Origin of the sequence: Comamonas thiooxydans (assembly GCF_002157685.2) — a bacterium.
GTDB classification, from domain to species: domain Bacteria; phylum Pseudomonadota; class Gammaproteobacteria; order Burkholderiales; family Burkholderiaceae_C; genus Comamonas; species Comamonas testosteroni_H.
On the sequence record NZ_AP026738.1, the window covers coordinates 4,899,964 to 4,915,720 of the forward strand.

Consider the following 15,757-nt stretch of genomic DNA (forward strand, 5'->3'; position numbering starts at 1 on the left):
GGGTAAGGGCTGCTGCAGTGCAGCGTAAAGAGATTATGCATTCAGGCCTGCACAGCGCTGACCCACGCAAAAAAGAGCTGCTGACGCCTCTGCTCGAAGCGCCTGCAGCTCCCGGTTCAATAGCAAAGGTCTACTGCTTCTTCAGCAGATGCGCATGGACGGCGCCGGCCTTCAGATAGCGATGCAGCTCCAGTCCCATTTCCAGCAGGCGCTCTTCGGCCCAGGCTTCGGGAGCTTCCAGGTAAATGAAGCCACCGTCGTTCAAGGCCGCAACGGCCGCCTTGAGCGCGGGCTCGAACAGCTCGGTCTGACCGAAGGGCGGATCCAGCAAGATCAGATCCTGCCCCGCCACGGTCTTCAGGCAGCTCAGCGCATCACCGCGCTGCACCTTGACCATCCTGGCATCGAGCTTCTGCTGCAGACGCTGCAGCTGCTGCACCAGGGCGGCATCCTGCTCGTTCATGATGACGCTGCTGGCGCCCCGCGATGCGGCCTCGAAGCCCAGCGCCCCCGTGCCCGAGAAGGCATCGACGCATTTCCAGTTGCTCAAGTCCTGACCCAGCCAGTTGAACAGGGTCTCGCGCACGCGATCGGGCGTGGGCCGCAGACCAGGCTTTTGCGCCACGGCCAGACGCGTGCGGCGCCATTGCCCGCCGATGATGCGGATTTCACCGGCCCCGGTGGCCGCCGGCTTGGCGGCGGCAGGCTGGGCGGCCTTGGCTCCGGGGCGGGCCGGACGGCTGGCCGCCAGCTCCTGCGCCTTGCGCTCGGACTCGTGAATCATCTTGTCCAGCGCCTTGCGGCCTGCGGGGGTGTGTAGCTTGATGGCGCTGCGGCTCATGGCTTGGCTCCGAGAGTGATGGTGACCATGCGCTCGGGCTGGAGCATGCGCTGCATCGCCTCCTTCACGTCCTTGGTGGTCAGAGCCTGAACGCGATCGGTCCAGTGCTCCAGATAGTCGAGCGGCAGGCCATTCCAGGCAATGTTGGCCACATTGCCCAGCAGCTTGCGATTGCTGTCTATGCGCAAGGCAAAGCCGCCGATCAGATTGTCCTTGGCCGCCTTGAGTTCCTTGTCGCTAGGACCTTCGGCTATGAATTTGCGCAACACGTCCTGCGAGACCTTGAGTGCCTCGGCCGCCTGGTCGGGACGGGTCTGCAGGCCGATGATGAAGGCACCACGATCCAGTCCCGGCGAGAAGTCGCTGGAGACCCCGTAGGTCAGGCCCCGCTTTTCACGCACCTCCTCCATCAGCCTGGAGGTGAAGCCGCCGCCGCCCAGGATATGGTTGCCCACCATCACGGCCAGAAAATCGGGGTTGTTGCGCGCAATGCCGGGCTGGCCTATCAGCACCTGGGCCTGGGCCGACTCGAACGGGATGTTCTCGACCTTGGCTTGCTGCAGGTCCTGCACCTTGCTCACGGCAGGAAGCGGCGGGCAGTCATTGCCATTGGTGGCCTGCAGCGGCCCCAGCAGCTGCTTGACCATGGCATCGGCCTGCTGGCGATTGACCGCCCCCACCACGCTGACCTTGGCGCGGCAGGCGGCAATCAGCTTGCGGTGAAAGTCCTGCATGGCCGAAACATCGATCCGGGACAGGCTGTCGACCGTGGTCTGATAGCCATAGGGCGAGCTGCCGAAAACCGCCTTGCGGAAGGCCTTGGAAGCCACGGTGCCGGGACGGGTGTCGGCTTCCTTGATGGAGGCGCTCCAGCGTTCTCGGTCACGCTGCCACACGGCTTCCGGCCAGCTTGGCGAGGCAATCTGGCGTGCCGCCAGGGCCACGGCCTTTTGCTGCAGATTGGGCTCGGTCAGGGTGCGCAGGCCATAGCTGAAGCTGTCACGCCCCGCGCTGGCGCCAAAGCTGGCCCCCAGGTCGGCCCAGGCCTGACCCAGTCCGTTTTCATCCAGCGCAGGCGCATCGCCTGCCGCCTTGATGCCCTTGGAGGACATCATGGCCACGGCTGTCGCCAGGCCCACCTTGTCCTCGGGATCACGGCGGCTGCCGGCGTCGAAGTCCACCTGCACATCCACCATGGGAATGCCGGGACTTTGCACCAGCCAGACCTGGGCGCCACTGGGCTGGGTCCAATGCTCTATCGGCAGCAAGGCCCAGGCAGATTGGGTTAAAAAACCCATTCCAGCGCTTACTACAAAGGCGCCAGCAGCTATCTTTTTCATAGTTTTCATAGGTTTCTCCGCTGCGCTCAGTGCATGGATTTATCTGCATCCGCCTTGCCCGACATGGGACGCTGGGGCTTGCTACCCGCGGGCAGAGGCTGAGGCACCAGGGTGCCGACAGTGAGCTGGTCGTCACCAAAATATTTGGCGGCCACGGCCTTCACATCGTCAGAGGTGACTTTGCGCAGTTCGGCCAGCAGCTTGTCCTCGGCATCCAGCGGCATGTTCTGGATCCAGTAATTGCCCAGGTTCTGGGCCTGACCCATGACGGAATCACGCTCATAGACGTTGGAGGCCATCCACTGTGTCTTGACGCGCTCCAGTTCATCGGCCTGCACGCCCTCATCAGCCACCTTCTTGATCTGGGCACGCAGAGCAGCTTCCACATCGGCCACGGTCTTGCCCTGGGCCGGAACGCCGGTCAACATGAACAGGCTGGGCCCGCGCCCCATGATGTTGGCCGAGCTGCCGGCGCTATCGGCCACACGACCATTGGCCTGGCCTTCGCCCTGCACCAGGGCGCGCTCCAGGCGAGCGCCGTCATAACCGTCCAGCACGGCGGACAGCACCAGCAGCGCCAGCGCGTCCTTGTCCTCTGCCTGCAGCTTGTCCACGCTCTTCAAGGTGGGCGTGCGATAGGCCATGGCGATAAAGGCCTGCTCGGCCGGCTGCTTGACCTCGATGCGGCGCACGCCGATCTGCCTGGGTTCGATCTGCGGCTTGCGCTGAGGCAGAGCACGCGCGGGAATGCTGCCGTAATACTTCTCGGCCCAGGCACGCACCTGGTTGACGTTCACATCACCCACCACCACCACGGCGGCGTTGGCAGGCACATACCAGCGCTTGTGGAAGTCGCGCACATCGCCGGGCGTCATGGAGTTCAGATCGCTCATCCAGCCCACCACGGGGCGGCGATAGGGCGAGGCCATGAAGGTTGCCGCCATCAGCTGCTCCATCAGCATGGCACGCGGCTGGTCGTCGGTGCGCATGCGGCGCTCTTCCTTGATGACCTCGATTTCCTTCTTGAATTCGGAGTCCGGCCACTGGTTGTTGGCAAAACGGTCGGACTCCAGCTTCATCACGTCTTCCAGACGGTTGGACGGAATCTGCTGGTAGTAGCCCGTGTAGTCACGCCAGGTAAATGCGTTTTCCTGGCCGCCCAGCGCCGCCACGCGACGCGAGAAGTCTCCGGGCTTGACGCTTTTGGAGCCCTTGAACATCATGTGCTCCAGCGCATGGGCCACGCCCGTGGTGCCGTCGACCTCGTCCATGGAGCCTACGCGTACCCAGACCATGTGCACGGCCGTGGGCGCGCGCCGGTCGGGCTGCACGATCAGCTGCATGCCGTTCTTCAGCGTGAACTGCTGCACTTGCGACGCGGCCGCCGTGGCGGCAGCAGGCACAGGTTGCGACGATGCGCCCGGCGCAGCCAAGGCTGCCCCAGCGCTCAAACAGGCCATTAAGCCCAGTACAGGGAGTGCGCGTACATGTTTCATAGAATGATGCGATTCTAAAAACCCGCCAATGTTCAGTTTTTTCAAGAAAAAGCCCAGTTCACCCGATGCAGTGAACACCACGCCCGCTGCCGAGGCAGCCGCGGCGCCCGCTCCTGCCCCGCAAACCGGGCCAGCTCCACAGGATACGCCTGCCGAAAACGGCAGCAGCTCCTGGTGGCGCAAACCCTTTGGTGGCAGCTCGACGGCCAAGGCCGCCGAAGATCGGTCTGCCACTCAGGATTTTGTAGCAGCCCCCGAGCCTACCGCAAAGCCGCAAGCCCCAAATTCCCGTCAAAGCTGGATGGAACGCCTGAAAGCCGGTCTGCGCAAGACCGGCTCCAGCATCGCCACCGTCTTTACCGGCACGCAGATCGACGACAGGCTCTATGAAGAGCTGGAAGACGCGCTGCTGATGGCCGACACCGGCGTCAAGGCCACCCAGCATCTGCTGGAAGACCTGAAGCGCCGCGTCAAGGACACCAAGACCACCGAACCCGCCGCCGTCAAGGCGCTGCTGGCCGATGCGCTGACCGATTTGCTGAGGCCCCTGGAAAAGCCGCTGACCATCGGCGAGCACACACCGACCGTCATCATGGTGGCCGGCGTCAATGGTGCGGGCAAGACTACCTCCATCGGCAAGCTGACCAAGCATCTGGCCGACGGCGAGCAGTCCGTGCTGCTGGCCGCCGCCGACACCTTCCGCGCCGCCGCGCGCGAGCAGCTGGGCGTCTGGGCCAATCGCAACACCGTGGAAATCATCAGCCAGGACGGTGGCGACCCCGCCGCCGTGAGCTTCGATGCCGTCTCCGCCGGCAAGGCGCGCAAAAAGGATGTGGTGCTGGTCGATACGGCCGGACGCCTGCCCACGCAGCTGCATCTGATGGAAGAGCTCAAGAAGATCAAGCGCGTGGTGAACAAGGCCGACGGCACGGCGCCGCACGAGGTGCTGCTGGTGATTGACGGCAACACCGGCCAGAACGCCCTGACCCAGGTGCGTGCCTTCGACGATGCGCTGCAGCTCACGGGCCTGATCGTCACCAAGCTCGACGGCACAGCCAAGGGCGGCGTCCTGGCCGCGATTGCACAGGAACGCCCCGTGCCCGTCTACTTCATCGGCGTGGGCGAGAAGATCGAGGATCTGGAAACCTTCAGCGCACGCGAGTTCGCCCAGGCCCTGCTGTCCTGAAGCACAAGAACCATAGCTGCCAGCGCTTTATCTATCGAGTTTTCAGATAGATTAAACACTGAAGCCCAATAAAGGAGCGCGCAAGGCGCTCCTTTATTATTCAGCGTTCAAGACTGCACCTGCTGCTTGAGCCATTTGGCATAGTCGTTCAGGCAGCGCTCGGTGCGCATGGTGATCTGGGGCACTTCATAGCTGTGATGGCTGCGCAGCAGCGCGGTCAGCCGCGGCAGGGCCTCGGGCAGGGTCTTGCAGATCAGGCGCCATTCGGGGGCTGTCTGCAGCACGCCATCCCACTCGTAATACGAGGTGATGCGCTCGGTCTGCACACAGGCCGCAGCCTTGGCCGCGACCAGTGCCCGCGCCATGTCTTCGGCCTCTGCCGAGTGCCCAACGGTCGTCGTCACCACGCACAGCGTGGCCCAATGGCTGTCCTGCGCGGACGCAGACTTGAGTGTGGCGGTCTGGGTAGATGTGGTGCTCATGTCGCCTAGTCTAGGCCCAAGACCGCCCTGCCCGCCACAGCCCTACACCGGATACAGACCCAGTTGCTGCGCACGCAGCCGCGTCAGTCCCAGCAGCGCATCGGTGAACGGAGTGGTCATGCCGCACATGGCGCCCATCTCGCGCACGGCGCCCACCAGGGCGTCCAGCTCCACCGGCTTGCCGGCTTCCACGTCCTGCAGCATGGAGGTCTTGAAGCCGCCCAGCTTGAGCGTGACCTGATGGCGGTCCTGCGGGCTGTCGGCAATCGGCAGGCCGATGCGCGCGCCGATTTCCCGAGCCTCCAGCATCACGGCCGTGATGAAGTTGCGCACCAGCTCATCGCCCAGAATCCTGTCCGTGGTCGCGCCCGTGATCGCACTGACGGGGTTCATGGTCATATTGCCCCAGAGCTTGTACCAGGCGTCACGCTGGATGTTGTCGCTGAGCCTGACCTCGATGCCGCCCGCACGCAGCAGCTCGGCCAGCGCCAGCAGGCGCGGCGTGGGCGCATCGCCGGGCAGGGCCGTGGGCTCGCCAACGATGAGGCTGTTGCCGAAATGCCGGCGCACCACGCCCGGCGCGTCGAGCGAGCAGCTGGCATGCACCACCGAGCCGAGCACCTGTCCGGTAGGAATGGCGCGCGCAATCTCGCCCTGCGGATCCACGGCCTTGAGCTGCAGGCCGCGCAGGCCGGCATCCACGCCACCGGCGAGAAACCACCAGGGCACGCCGTTCATGGCGGTCAGCACCAGGGTCTGCGGGCCGATCAGCGGTGCGACGGCACGCGCCACATCGGGCATGGACGGCGCCTTGACGGCAATCACCACCACATCCTGCACGCCCAGGGCGGCCGGGTCCTGCTGCGCATTGACGGCCACGGTCTCGCGCTCCTCGCCATGCACCAGCGTCAGGCCGGTGTGCTGCAGTGCTGCCAGCGTCTGGCCCCGCGCCACGGCGCTCAACTCGCAGCCGGCCCTGGCCAGCGCCACGCCCAGCCAGCCGCCAATGGCGCCGGCACCGTAGATACAGACTTTCTTCAAACTCATGCTCTTGTCTCTCCTGTCTTATATCAATCTCAAAAACAGTAGCAGCTGGTGCTTTACCGCAAAGCATCCGAAGACCTTCACCCTTGAATCCAGGCGAGATCTTCGCGGCCGCTGTTCATTGTTGATACGTTAACAGCAGTATCCACCCGCGCGACACTGAAGGCCGTTGACAGCTGGGCACCCCGCACTGCGCACCATGCCAGCTGCCCTGTTCATCGCATTTTCAAGGACCGATTCATGAGCTCCAACACCACCGTCGTCAATCTCACAGCCCAGATCACGGCACTGGCCACTGCCTTGCGCATCGTGCTGGACGCCAGCCCCCAGGCCGCCCAGACGCGCGTGCAACTGGCTGCCGCGCTGGACAAGACCATTCACGATGCGCTGGAAGAAGGGGTCTGGGACAACGCCGACGGTGTCAAGACCATCAGGGCAGCGCTGCTGGGCTGATGGGCGGCGTACCCATCAAAAAACCGGGCACAAGGCCCGGCAAAAGAGAAGCAGCAATCAACACTCTCGCTCAGGCCAGCGTATAGGCCGTCTTCACCGTGGTGTAGAACTCCTGGGCATAGCGGCCCTGCTCGCGCGGGCCATAGCTGCTGCCCTTGCGTCCGCCGAACGGCACGTGATAGTCCACGCCCGCCGTGGGCAGGTTGACCATGACCATGCCGGCCTGGCTGTGGCGCTTGAAGTGGGTGGCGTACTTGAGGCTGGTGGTGGCAATGCCGGCCGACAGGCCGAACAGCGTGTCGTTGGCCATGGCCAGGGCCTCTTCATAGTCCTTGACGCGGATCACGCTGGCCACGGGGCCGAAGACTTCCTCGCGGTTGATGCGCATGCCGGCTTCGGTGTCCACGAACAGCGTGGGCGCCATGTAAAAGCCTTGCTTGCCGCTGCCTGTGTGGCAGGCGACGCGGCCGCCGCCGGCGGCCAGGCGCGCGCCTTCGGCCTTGGCGATTTCCACATACGAAAGATCCTGCTCCAGCTGGGCCTGGCTGACCACGGGGCCCATGTCGGTGCCGGCGGCGCGAGCATCGCCGACCTTGATCTTGGCCATGCGTGCCTGCAGAGCCTCGATGAAGGCCGGGTAGATCTTGTCGGTGACGATGAGGCGGCTCGATGCCGTGCAGCGCTGGCCCGTGGAGTAGAAGCCGCTTTGCGCCGACAGCTCCACGGCCTGGTTCAGGTCGGCATCGTCCAGCACGATCTGGGGGTTCTTGCCGCCCATTTCCAGCTGCACCTTCTTGCCGCTCTTCACGCAGGCCTCGGCAATGCCGCGACCCACGCCCACCGAACCCGTGAAGCTGATGGCGGCCACATCGGCGTGATTCACCAGGGCCTCGCCGATCACACGGCCCGGGCCCATGACCAGATTGAACACACCGGCGGGAATGCCCGAGCGGTGGATGATGTCGGCCAGGGCCCAGGCACTGCCGGGCACCAGGTCGGCGGGCTTGAGCACCACACAGTTGCCGAAAGCCAGGGCCGGGGCGATCTTCCAGGCCGGGATGGCGATGGGGAAGTTCCAGGGCGTGATCAGACCGACCACGCCGATCGGCTCGCGCGTGATCTCCACGCCAATGCCGGGGCGCACCGAAGGCACGGTCTCGCCGCTCAGGCGCAGGCATTCGCCGGCAAAGAACTTGAAGATCTGGCCGGCACGGCCGACTTCGCCAATGGCTTCGGGCAGGGTCTTGCCTTCCTCGCGGGCCAGCAGCTCGCCGAGCTCCGCCTTGCGCGCCAGAATCTCCGTGCCGATCTTGTCCAGGGCATCGGAACGCGCCTGGATGCCCGAGGTCGACCAGGCCGGGAAAGCGGCAGCGGCAGCCGCCACGGCGGCCTGCACGTCGCCCGCACCGCCCTGGGCGTACGCGCCGATCACATCGGACAGATCGCTGGGGTTGGTGTTGGGGGAATAACTGTCAGCAGCCGTCCACTGGCCGTTGATCAGGTTGAGATGTGGGGTCATGGATATGCTCTTGATAAAGGAGCTTGTTGCGCCTGTTATTCATAGATCTCAGCATTGAAAGCAGCTGAATTCCCGAATTAGCAGGCGCAGCGAGCTCCTGTATTCATAGTCGACTCAACGGGCCCAGCGCAGCACCAGCGGGTCGAGCCGGCGTGCGATGTCGATGAGCTGGCGGCGCACCTCGGGATGCATGGGCGGCCAGGGCGAGCGCGGTGCATCGCAGGCGATCACGCCGCCTTCCTTCATCAGCGCCTTGGCGGCCAGGAAACCGGCCTGGCGGTTTTCGTGATTGATCAGCGGCAGCCAGCGCTGGTACTGCTCGAAGGCCTTGTCCTGATCGCCTGCACGATGCGCCTCGATGATGAGGCGTATGCCGTCGGCGAAGCCGCCGCCGGTCATGGCGCCTGTCGCGCCGGCCTCCAGGTCGGCCAGCAGGGTGATGGCTTCCTCGCCGTCCCACGGGCCTTCGATGGCTTCGCCGCCCAGCGCGATCAGCTCGCGCAGTTTGCTGGCGGCGCCGGCGGTTTCCATCTTGAAGTAGCTGACTTGCGCTATCTCTCTGGCCATGCGGGCCAGAAAGGCGGGCGACAGCGGCGTGCCCGCGGCCGGTGCGTCCTGGACCATGATGGGAATGTCGATGGCATCGGACACGCCCTGGTAGAAGCTTTGGACGGCCGCCTCGCCGAAGCGGAAGGTGGCGCCGTGGTAGGGCGGCATCACCATCACCATGGCAGCGCCCATGTCCTGCGCGCGGCGGCTGCGTTCGGCGCAGACCTTGGTACTGGTGTGCGTGGTGGTCACGATCACCGGCACGCGGCCGGCGACATGCTCCAGTGCCGTGCGCGTGAGCGTTTCGCGCTCCTCGTCCGAGACCAGGAACTGCTCGGAGAAATTGGCGAGGATGCACAGGCCGTCCACGCCCGAGTCGATCATGAAGTCCAGGCAGCGCTTCTGGCTGGCCAGGTCCAGCGTGCCGTCTTCGTGGAAGGTGGTGGGCACGACGGGGAAGATGCCCCGGTAACGGGGATTGGAGAGTCCGGGCATGCTGCGTCTCCTCACTCGATGATGTGGAACTGGTCGAGGTACTCGGTCTTGAGCGTGAGGCCCAGGCCCGGCACGTCGTCGCGCAGCTGCAGGAAGCCGTTGTCGGCCACCGGTTCGCCGTCGAAGATGTACCAGAACAGCTCGTTGCCGACTTCCACGTCGAAGATGGGGAAGTACTCGGCCATGGGCGAGGCCAGCGTGCTCATGGTCAGGTGGTAGTTGTGCATCTGGCCGGCGTGCGGGATCACCGGCACGCTGTAGGCCTCGCACAGCGCGTTGATCTTGTGCGCCGCCGTGATGCCGCCCACGCGGTTGGTGTCGTACTGCACGACGGAGACCGCCTTCTTGTCCAGCAGCTGCTTGAAGCCGTAGAGCGAAAACTCGTGCTCGCCGCCCGAGATGGGCACGATGTTCATGGCGTTCAGCTCGGCGTAGCCGTCGATGTCGTCGGCGATCACGGGCTCTTCCAGCCAGCGCGGCTCGAACCTGGCGAGCTTGGGCAGCATGCGCTTGGCGTACTCCAGGCTCCAGCCCATGTAGCACTCCAGCATCAGGTCGGTGTCGTAGCCGATCACTTCACGGATGGCTTCGACGGACTTGAGGTTCTCTTTCACGCCCTCCTGCAAATGGGCCGGGCCGTAGCCAAAGCGCATCTTGAAGGCCTTGAAACCCTGATCCAGGAATTTCTGGGCTTCGTCCTGCATCTCTTTCAGGTCGGTGCGGTAGAGCTTGCTGTAGTAGCAGGGGATCTTTTCCTTGGTGCGCCCGCCCAGCAGCTTGAACACGGGCTTGTTCACGCTCTTGCCCAGGATGTCCCAGATGGCCAGATCCACGGCCGAGATGGCAGCCATGGTCACGCCCTTGCGGCCCCAGGCATGGGTGGCGCGGTACATGCGCTGCCACAGGTATTCGTAGTCCCAGGGGTCCTGGCCGACGACCAGCGGCGCCAGGTATTCGTCGATGATGGCTTTGGCTATTCTTGGCGCCAGGGCCACATTGCCCAGGCCGATGATGCCGTCATCGGTTTCGATCTCGACCACGGTCCACGAATGGAAGCGGAAGGTGCTCATGGACTCGGTCTTGGAGTAGACGAGATCCATGGCGTTGGAGCAGAAGTTGCCCTGGGGCGGAACGGTCTTGCCCTTCCATTCATAGACACGGGCGCGGACGGACTTGATCTTCATACAGACCTCGGAAGCAAAGAGTGAGTGGGACAGGCGGCCCAAGCCGCCCGGAAAACGGGCTCAGACGGCTGGGGTAGCCTGGCGATCGCGGTGGGCAGCCCCCATGCGCGCGGCAATCTGCAGCGCCTGCCAGGTGGCTTCCACATTGGCCTTGCCCTGACCGGCGATGTCGTAGGCCGTGCCGTGGGCCGGCGTGGTGATGGGAATCGGCAGACCACCCTGCACCGTCACCCCGCGCGAGAAGCCCAGCAGCTTGATCGCTATCTGGCCCTGGTCGTGGTACATGGTCACGATGGCCTGGTACTCGCCGGCCTGGGCCTTGAGGAAGATGGTGTCGGCCGGGAACGGGCCGTGGAACGGCGCATCGCTGGGCCAGTCACGCGACTGCAGGGCCTGCACGGCGGGCGCGATGATGTCGATTTCCTCGCGGCCGCAGGTGCCGCCGTCGCCGTTGTGCGGGTTGAAGCCGGCAATCGCCACCTTGGGCGCCGCCAGGCCGCTGGCGCGCAAGGCGTTGTAGATCAGCTCGGCCGCCTGGCTGATGCGCTCCTGGCTCAGATAGCCGGCCACATCCTTGAGCGGCACATGCGAGGAAATGCGCGAGGTCCAGAGATCGCCCAGCGTGTTGAACTCGCAGAAGTAGCCGGTCACGCCCAGGTACTCGGCAAAGTGGTGCAGCTCGTCCTCATGGCGCAGGCCGCCCAGCTTCATGGCCTGCTTGTTCAAGGGCGCAAAGCAGATGGCGTCGATATCGCCGGCCAGGGCCGCATCCATGCACTGGTCGAGCACCTGCAGCACCGAGCGGCCGCCTGCCGCCCCCACCTGCCCCTGCACCACATCGGCCTGGGCGACGGTGTCCACGGCCACAAAGGCCGGCAGCCGCGTATCGGCACGCTCGCGCGCAGCGGACAGGCCGGCCAGCGGAACCGTTGCGACCTGCAGTCCGGCGATGCGCTGACCTTGCTCCCAGAGCCAGGGATCACCTATAAGCACCAGGTTCGCCTGTTGCACGGCCTGCGGCCTGGCCAGCAAACGTGCAATCAGTTCTGCGCCGATGCCGGAAGGATCGCCCAGGGTCAGAGCGACAACGGGAAGAGAAGCCTTGCTCATGCTCAGTCCAGCTTGATGTTGTTCTTGCGAATGATGTCGCCGAAGCGCTTGTACTCGGCGAGGTGAAAACTGCCGAAGTCGGCCTGGGCCATGGGCCGCAGCTCGGCACCCACGGCTTCGAGACGGGTCTTGGTCTCGGGCATGGCGATGACCTTGTTGACTTCGTCATGCACTTTTTGCTGAACTGCCTTGGGTGTGGAGGCCGGCATGTAGATGCCGTACCAGGCGCTGATTTCCACATCGCGCAGACCCGCTTCGGCCATGGTCGGCACCTGGGGCAGCTGCGGGTTGCGCTGGGGCGAAGTGACCGCCAGGGCGCGAAGCTTGCCGGCCTTGATCTGGCCTATGACCGAGGGCATGGTGTCGAAGCTCATCTGCACCTGGCCGCTGACCAGATCGACCAGAGCTGCGGCGCTGCCCTTGTAGGGCACATGGGTGATCTGAATGCCTGCGGCATCCTTGAACACCTCGGCAGCGATGTGCTGGGTGCTGCCCGTGCCGCTGCTGGCGAAATTGATCTGACCGGGATTCTTCCTGGCCATGGCCACCAGCTCCGCCACGGTGTTGGCGGCAACGGATTGGCCCACCACCAGCACATTGGGCACCGAGCCGACAAAGGCCACGGGCACCAGATCCCGGTTGTTGTCGTACCCCAGCTTGAGCAGATGCGGCGCGATGGCATGGGCCGTGACCACGCCCATGACCATGGTGTGACCATCCGTGGCCTTGGCCGTCATGTCCACGGCCAGCGTGTTGGAGACGCCGGGCCGGTTCTCCACGATCACCGGCTGCTTGAGCAGCGGCCCCAGCCTGTCGGCCACGGCGCGGGCCATGGCATCGGTGCCGCCTCCGGGCGCAGAGCCCACCAGCATGCGCACGGGCTTGACGGGCCAGTTCGCAGCGTCCTGTGCCTGGACCTGCCAGGGCAGCACGGCGGCGCCGCACAAAGCGGCTATGGAAAGTAGATGACGTCTTTGCACATTGGTCTCCTTGGCTTTTTTATTTCATTGCAGCCCGATCCTAGGGAAGCCGCTGATATGCGTAAACTGAAAGTTATTGATTAATCGATAACCTGAAGCAATAAGAAGCCATGCCATGGGATCGATAGACAAACGCGACAACACGCCCCAGCTGCTGAACCGGCTGCGCATGCGTCAGGTGGCCTTGATACTGGCCATCGACGAGCGCCAGACCTTGCGCGCGGCAGCGGCCGAGCTCGGTCTGACCCAGCCGGCAGCCACCAAAATGCTGCAGGAGCTCGAAGACGCTCTGGGTCAATCGCTGTTCGAGCGCGTGGGCCGCCGGCTGCAGCGCAATGCGGCAGGAGAGCGGGTGCTGGAGTATTTCCGTTCGCTGCGCGGCAATATCGAGGCCCTGAATCGCGAACTGGGCGAGCTGCGCCAGGGAAGCTCCGGGCGGCTGGCCGTGGGCAGCATCATGGCGGCATCACCCGGTCGGCTGACCCAGGCCCTTCTGGAGCTGAAAAAGCAGTTGCCCCTGCTGGAGCTGGAAGTGGCCGTGGACACCAGCGATCGCCTGCTGGCCCAGCTGCGTGAGGGGGTGCTGGAGGTAGTCGTCGGGCGCATGACGAACGAAGCGGGCAGCGATTGCCGCTTTTGCCCGATCGACGACGAGCAACTGGCCTTCATCGTGCGGGAGGAGCATCCTTTGCTGTCGCTGCAGCGGCCCGGTCTGCAGGCCTTGCAGGGGCATGGCTGGGTGATGCAACCGCCCGGCAGTCCCATGCGCACATTGATAGAGCAGGAGTTCCGCGAGCACAGTCTGCCGCTGCCGCGCGGTCTGATCGAAACCGGCTCCATACTCACCACCATCAATCTGGTGCGCAGCTCGAATATGGTGGGCGTGATTCCGCGCACGGTGGCGGATCTCCATGCCACCCACGGCATGCTGCATATCCTGCCGTATCGGACCAAGCACAGCCTGGAGGCCTACGGCAGCCTGGTGCGCAAGGACAGGCCCATCAGCCGCTCGGCACAGATGTTCCTGGATCTGCTGCACCGTCACGACGCAGCGGCCTGAACAAGGGTCGGCACCGGGCTTCGAGGCTGCGCATCCAGGCCCGAAGGGTACTAGCCGTCCAGGCCCAGCTCCCGGCGCAATGCCGCCGCCCGGCGCGCATGCTCCGACTCGCCGGGTCGGCCCAGACTGCGGTGCAAGGCGGCAAGATTATCCAGCAGCGGCAGCAGGCGTGCATCGCTGCCGCCCAGCGCCTGCTCCATCAGACCCAAGGCCTCGATGAACATGGGCTGTGCTTCCTGAAAACGACGCTTGCGGTACGCCAGGCCGGCAAGGCCGTTGAGCACGCCTGCCTCGCCCACCCGGGCCTCGGTATTTTCCTGCTGCCGGTACAGCGCCAGCGATTGGGCATATAGCGTCTGCGCCTGCTCCTCGTGGCGGAGGGCTTCGGCCATGCGCGCACGGCTGGCCAGAAGATGCGCCTGCCACCGCACATCGGGGGCATGCCGGTCGGCAATGGCCTGCGCCTGCTCAAACAATGCATGAGCTTGCGCATAGTCCTTGTTCTGCGCCCGCCACAGGCCCAGCTCGTTAAGCACCTGAGCCAGAACCAGGGCTTGAGGATCCTGCTGCATCAGCAGCTCCCTGGCGTGCTCGTACTGCGCGGCGGCCCTCGCATCGTCACCTTCTCGGTGGTGCAGCCTGGCGCGGGCCAGCAAAACCGGCACCAGACGCCCGCTGCCGTTGCCTGCCTGCTGCAGCAGCGCCATTGCCTGGTCCAAAGCCTGCTGCGCTGGCTGCAAGCGGTCTTGCTGCTCCTGGCTGTGCGCCAGGGCCAACAGGGCTTGCACGCGGGTCGCCACATCGGTCTGGGCCGCAGCATCGACCGGCAGGGTCGACAGTTGCTGCAGATAGGTTTGCGCCTGGTCATGCTCGCCCAGACTCGCGTGCAGATCACCCAGGGCCTGAAGCGCTTTTTCGCGCAGCGCCAGCGAGACGGCATCTGCCGGCAGGGCCTGTGCCACTCCGAGAGCCCGCCGATAGCTCTGCACTGCCTTGCGCGGTTGCTGCATGGCCTTTTGCACATTGCCCAGATTCCAGGCCACGGATGCGGTATTGGCATGCGTGCCCAGGCTGGCCTGATTCAGCTCCAGCGCCTTGAGCAGAGACTGTTCGGCTTCGGCCTTGTGGCCTCGGGCCTGCTGGATCAGACCCAGAAGATTCAGGCTGCTGGCCATATAGGGCCGCTGCCCCTGGCGCTGCTGCTCGGCCAGCTCCAGTGCCTGACGCGCGCTCTGCTCGGCTGGCCCATACGCCTGCTCGTTCTGCTGGCGCAATGCCTTGTCGTACAAGCCCTGCCACTGCGCAGTCTGGGCCAGCAACGGCGGGCTTGCAACCACGCTGATCAGCAGCGCCAGCGGCACCAGAGACACCAGCACGGTCCAGGACGGCAGCCGCGTTGGCCTAGACATGAATCTCGCAATGCGTTTGCACATAGCCATGCACCGTCTCAAACGCAGCTCGCGCGGCTGCTGCCGCACGCCCCCTGGCCGCAGGGTCCAGCGGCACGGCATCGAGCTGGGCGCTGAAGGCCTTCCAGCTCGGGGCTCGTCCCTGGGCATGCGGTGCCAGATGACGCGCGCCGAATTCGGCATTCAGCTCCAGCCCTGCAGCCGCCTTGAGCAGAAAGGCCGCCCCCAGGTTGGAGCCCTCCTCCACATAGAGCCAGCCCAGAGCCGTGGCAAGGTCCACGGCACTACCTGGTGCGAATGCCGGCGCGTCCAGATTCTGTGGCAGGGCCTGGTCCAGATCGCTCAGGTCCTGGATGACCGCATTCAGCCGCTGGCGCCCGGCCAGGCCTGGCAGCAGGCGATTGAGTTCCGGGTTGTCAAACAGTGCCGCCACATCGCGGTGAAAGCGATATTGCACCTGCAGAAATTGCGCATAGCGATCACGGCTGGCAAACGGTTGGGCGGCCATGAGGCGTTGATCCAGCAAGCCGTGGCCGGCCTGGGATGCCGAGCGCAGCAGAGCGCTCAGCGCCTGGGCTTCTATCGACGATGTATCCATGGGAAATTTCA

The 15,757-nt window shown here is 64.8% G+C and carries 15 protein-coding genes; 3 read left to right on the forward strand and 12 right to left on the reverse strand.

Translation table 11 applies throughout. The features are described 5' to 3' along the window. Positions 1–130: 130 nt before the first annotated feature. The 3 genes from rsmD to CTR2_RS22875 are packed head-to-tail and all read right to left on the reverse strand — an operon-like array spanning position 131 to position 3,641. Entirely contained in the window at positions 131–841 is a 711-nt protein-coding gene (gene rsmD / locus CTR2_RS22865) for a 16S rRNA (guanine(966)-N(2))-methyltransferase RsmD (RefSeq protein WP_087080723.1), read from the reverse strand. Further along, positions 838–2,190 (reverse strand): M16 family metallopeptidase, encoded by a 1,353-nt coding sequence (locus tag CTR2_RS22870; RefSeq protein WP_087080721.1) that lies wholly within the window; start codon positions 2,188–2,190, stop codon positions 838–840. The genes rsmD and CTR2_RS22870 overlap by 4 nt, the downstream gene beginning before the upstream one ends. A gap of 17 nt (positions 2,191–2,207) precedes the next feature. Further along, positions 2,208–3,641: a M16 family metallopeptidase gene (locus tag CTR2_RS22875; RefSeq protein ID WP_087080719.1), complete on the reverse strand. Its 1,434-nt coding sequence runs from the start codon at positions 3,639–3,641 to the stop codon at positions 2,208–2,210. Positions 3,642–3,705: 64 nt separating this feature from the next. Between CTR2_RS22875 and ftsY the strand changes: the two genes are divergently transcribed. Beyond that, on the forward strand, positions 3,706–4,863 hold the full coding sequence (ftsY, locus tag CTR2_RS22880) for a signal recognition particle-docking protein FtsY (protein WP_087080717.1): 1,158 nt from the start codon (positions 3,706–3,708) through the stop codon (positions 4,861–4,863). Between the two features lie 107 nt (positions 4,864–4,970). Here ftsY and cutA read toward each other — a convergent pair whose 3' ends face one another. Together cutA and CTR2_RS22890 are read right to left on the reverse strand one after the other, a co-directional pair. Further along, positions 4,971–5,345 carry a divalent-cation tolerance protein CutA gene (gene cutA / locus CTR2_RS22885; RefSeq protein ID WP_087080715.1) on the reverse strand — a complete coding sequence of 125 codons (375 nt, stop codon included), beginning with the start codon at positions 5,343–5,345 and terminating at the stop codon, positions 4,971–4,973. A 42-nt stretch (positions 5,346–5,387) separates the two neighbouring features. Beyond that, on the reverse strand, positions 5,388–6,392 hold the full coding sequence (locus CTR2_RS22890) for a 2-dehydropantoate 2-reductase (protein ID WP_087080713.1): 1,005 nt from the start codon (positions 6,390–6,392) through the stop codon (positions 5,388–5,390). Positions 6,393–6,629: 237 nt separating this feature from the next. Between CTR2_RS22890 and CTR2_RS22895 the strand changes: the two genes are divergently transcribed. Then, positions 6,630–6,842, forward strand: coding sequence for a hypothetical protein (locus tag CTR2_RS22895; protein WP_087080712.1), 213 nt, complete (start codon positions 6,630–6,632; stop codon positions 6,840–6,842). A 70-nt stretch (positions 6,843–6,912) separates the two neighbouring features. Here the strand turns inward: CTR2_RS22895 and CTR2_RS22900 are convergent, their stop codons facing one another. The 5 genes from CTR2_RS22900 to CTR2_RS22920 form a co-directional block, all read right to left on the reverse strand. After that, positions 6,913–8,361: an aldehyde dehydrogenase family protein gene (locus tag CTR2_RS22900; RefSeq protein ID WP_087080710.1), complete on the reverse strand. Its 1,449-nt coding sequence runs from the start codon at positions 8,359–8,361 to the stop codon at positions 6,913–6,915. A 114-nt stretch (positions 8,362–8,475) separates the two neighbouring features. Next, positions 8,476–9,405 carry a dihydrodipicolinate synthase family protein gene (locus CTR2_RS22905; RefSeq protein ID WP_087080708.1) on the reverse strand — a complete coding sequence of 310 codons (930 nt, stop codon included), beginning with the start codon at positions 9,403–9,405 and terminating at the stop codon, positions 8,476–8,478. A gap of 11 nt (positions 9,406–9,416) precedes the next feature. After that, a complete protein-coding gene (locus CTR2_RS22910; RefSeq protein ID WP_087080706.1) occupies positions 9,417–10,589 on the reverse strand; it encodes an L-rhamnonate dehydratase in 1,173 nt (390 codons plus the stop codon). 60 nt (positions 10,590–10,649) lie between these two features. Then, positions 10,650–11,699 carry a 4-hydroxythreonine-4-phosphate dehydrogenase PdxA gene (locus CTR2_RS22915; RefSeq protein ID WP_087080704.1) on the reverse strand — a complete coding sequence of 350 codons (1,050 nt, stop codon included), beginning with the start codon at positions 11,697–11,699 and terminating at the stop codon, positions 10,650–10,652. Between the two features lie 2 nt (positions 11,700–11,701). After that, positions 11,702–12,679, reverse strand: a complete 978-nt coding sequence (locus tag CTR2_RS22920; protein ID WP_087080702.1) for a Bug family tripartite tricarboxylate transporter substrate binding protein — start codon at positions 12,677–12,679, stop codon at positions 11,702–11,704. Between the two features lie 115 nt (positions 12,680–12,794). On the opposite strand from CTR2_RS22920, the gene CTR2_RS22925 reads away from it, so the two are divergent. Next, the gene (locus CTR2_RS22925; protein ID WP_087080700.1) at positions 12,795–13,739 is read left to right on the forward strand and encodes a LysR family transcriptional regulator; all 945 of its coding nucleotides are present in this window, start codon (positions 12,795–12,797) and stop codon (positions 13,737–13,739) included. Between the two features lie 50 nt (positions 13,740–13,789). On the opposite strand, the gene CTR2_RS22930 is transcribed toward CTR2_RS22925, so the two are convergent. Both CTR2_RS22930 and CTR2_RS22935 read right to left on the reverse strand, forming a co-directional pair. Continuing rightward, a complete protein-coding gene (locus CTR2_RS22930) occupies positions 13,790–15,148 on the reverse strand; it encodes a tetratricopeptide repeat protein (protein WP_176391591.1) in 1,359 nt (452 codons plus the stop codon). Then, the gene (locus tag CTR2_RS22935) at positions 15,141–15,746 is read right to left on the reverse strand and encodes a biliverdin-producing heme oxygenase (protein ID WP_087084454.1); all 606 of its coding nucleotides are present in this window, start codon (positions 15,744–15,746) and stop codon (positions 15,141–15,143) included. Before CTR2_RS22935 ends, CTR2_RS22930 begins: the two co-directional genes overlap by 8 nt. Between the last annotated feature and the right edge of the window lie 11 nt (positions 15,747–15,757).

Excerpts from the sequence above, each read along its gene's own strand:
- CTR2_RS22890 (WP_087080713.1), bottom strand. The coding sequence starts at position 6,392 with ATGAGTTTGAAGAAAGTCTGTATCTACGGTGCCGGCGCCATTGGCGGC.
- CTR2_RS22870 (WP_087080721.1), bottom strand. The coding sequence starts at position 2,190 with ATGAAAACTATGAAAAAGATAGCTGCTGGCGCCTTTGTAGTAAGCGCT.
- cutA (WP_087080715.1), bottom strand. The coding sequence starts at position 5,345 with ATGAGCACCACATCTACCCAGACCGCCACACTCAAGTCTGCGTCCGCG.
- CTR2_RS22925 (WP_087080700.1), top strand. The coding sequence starts at position 12,795 with ATGGGATCGATAGACAAACGCGACAACACGCCCCAGCTGCTGAACCGG.
- CTR2_RS22900 (WP_087080710.1), bottom strand. The coding sequence starts at position 8,361 with ATGACCCCACATCTCAACCTGATCAACGGCCAGTGGACGGCTGCTGAC.
- CTR2_RS22905 (WP_087080708.1), bottom strand. The coding sequence starts at position 9,405 with ATGCCCGGACTCTCCAATCCCCGTTACCGGGGCATCTTCCCCGTCGTG.
- CTR2_RS22895 (WP_087080712.1), top strand. The coding sequence starts at position 6,630 with ATGAGCTCCAACACCACCGTCGTCAATCTCACAGCCCAGATCACGGCA.
- CTR2_RS22930 (WP_176391591.1), bottom strand. The coding sequence starts at position 15,148 with ATGTCTAGGCCAACGCGGCTGCCGTCCTGGACCGTGCTGGTGTCTCTG.
- CTR2_RS22875 (WP_087080719.1), bottom strand. The coding sequence starts at position 3,641 with ATGGCCTGTTTGAGCGCTGGGGCAGCCTTGGCTGCGCCGGGCGCATCG.
- CTR2_RS22935 (WP_087084454.1), bottom strand. The coding sequence starts at position 15,746 with ATGGATACATCGTCGATAGAAGCCCAGGCGCTGAGCGCTCTGCTGCGC.
- CTR2_RS22910 (WP_087080706.1), bottom strand. The coding sequence starts at position 10,589 with ATGAAGATCAAGTCCGTCCGCGCCCGTGTCTATGAATGGAAGGGCAAG.
- ftsY (WP_087080717.1), top strand. The coding sequence starts at position 3,706 with ATGTTCAGTTTTTTCAAGAAAAAGCCCAGTTCACCCGATGCAGTGAAC.
- CTR2_RS22915 (WP_087080704.1), bottom strand. The coding sequence starts at position 11,699 with ATGAGCAAGGCTTCTCTTCCCGTTGTCGCTCTGACCCTGGGCGATCCT.
- rsmD (WP_087080723.1), bottom strand. The coding sequence starts at position 841 with ATGAGCCGCAGCGCCATCAAGCTACACACCCCCGCAGGCCGCAAGGCG.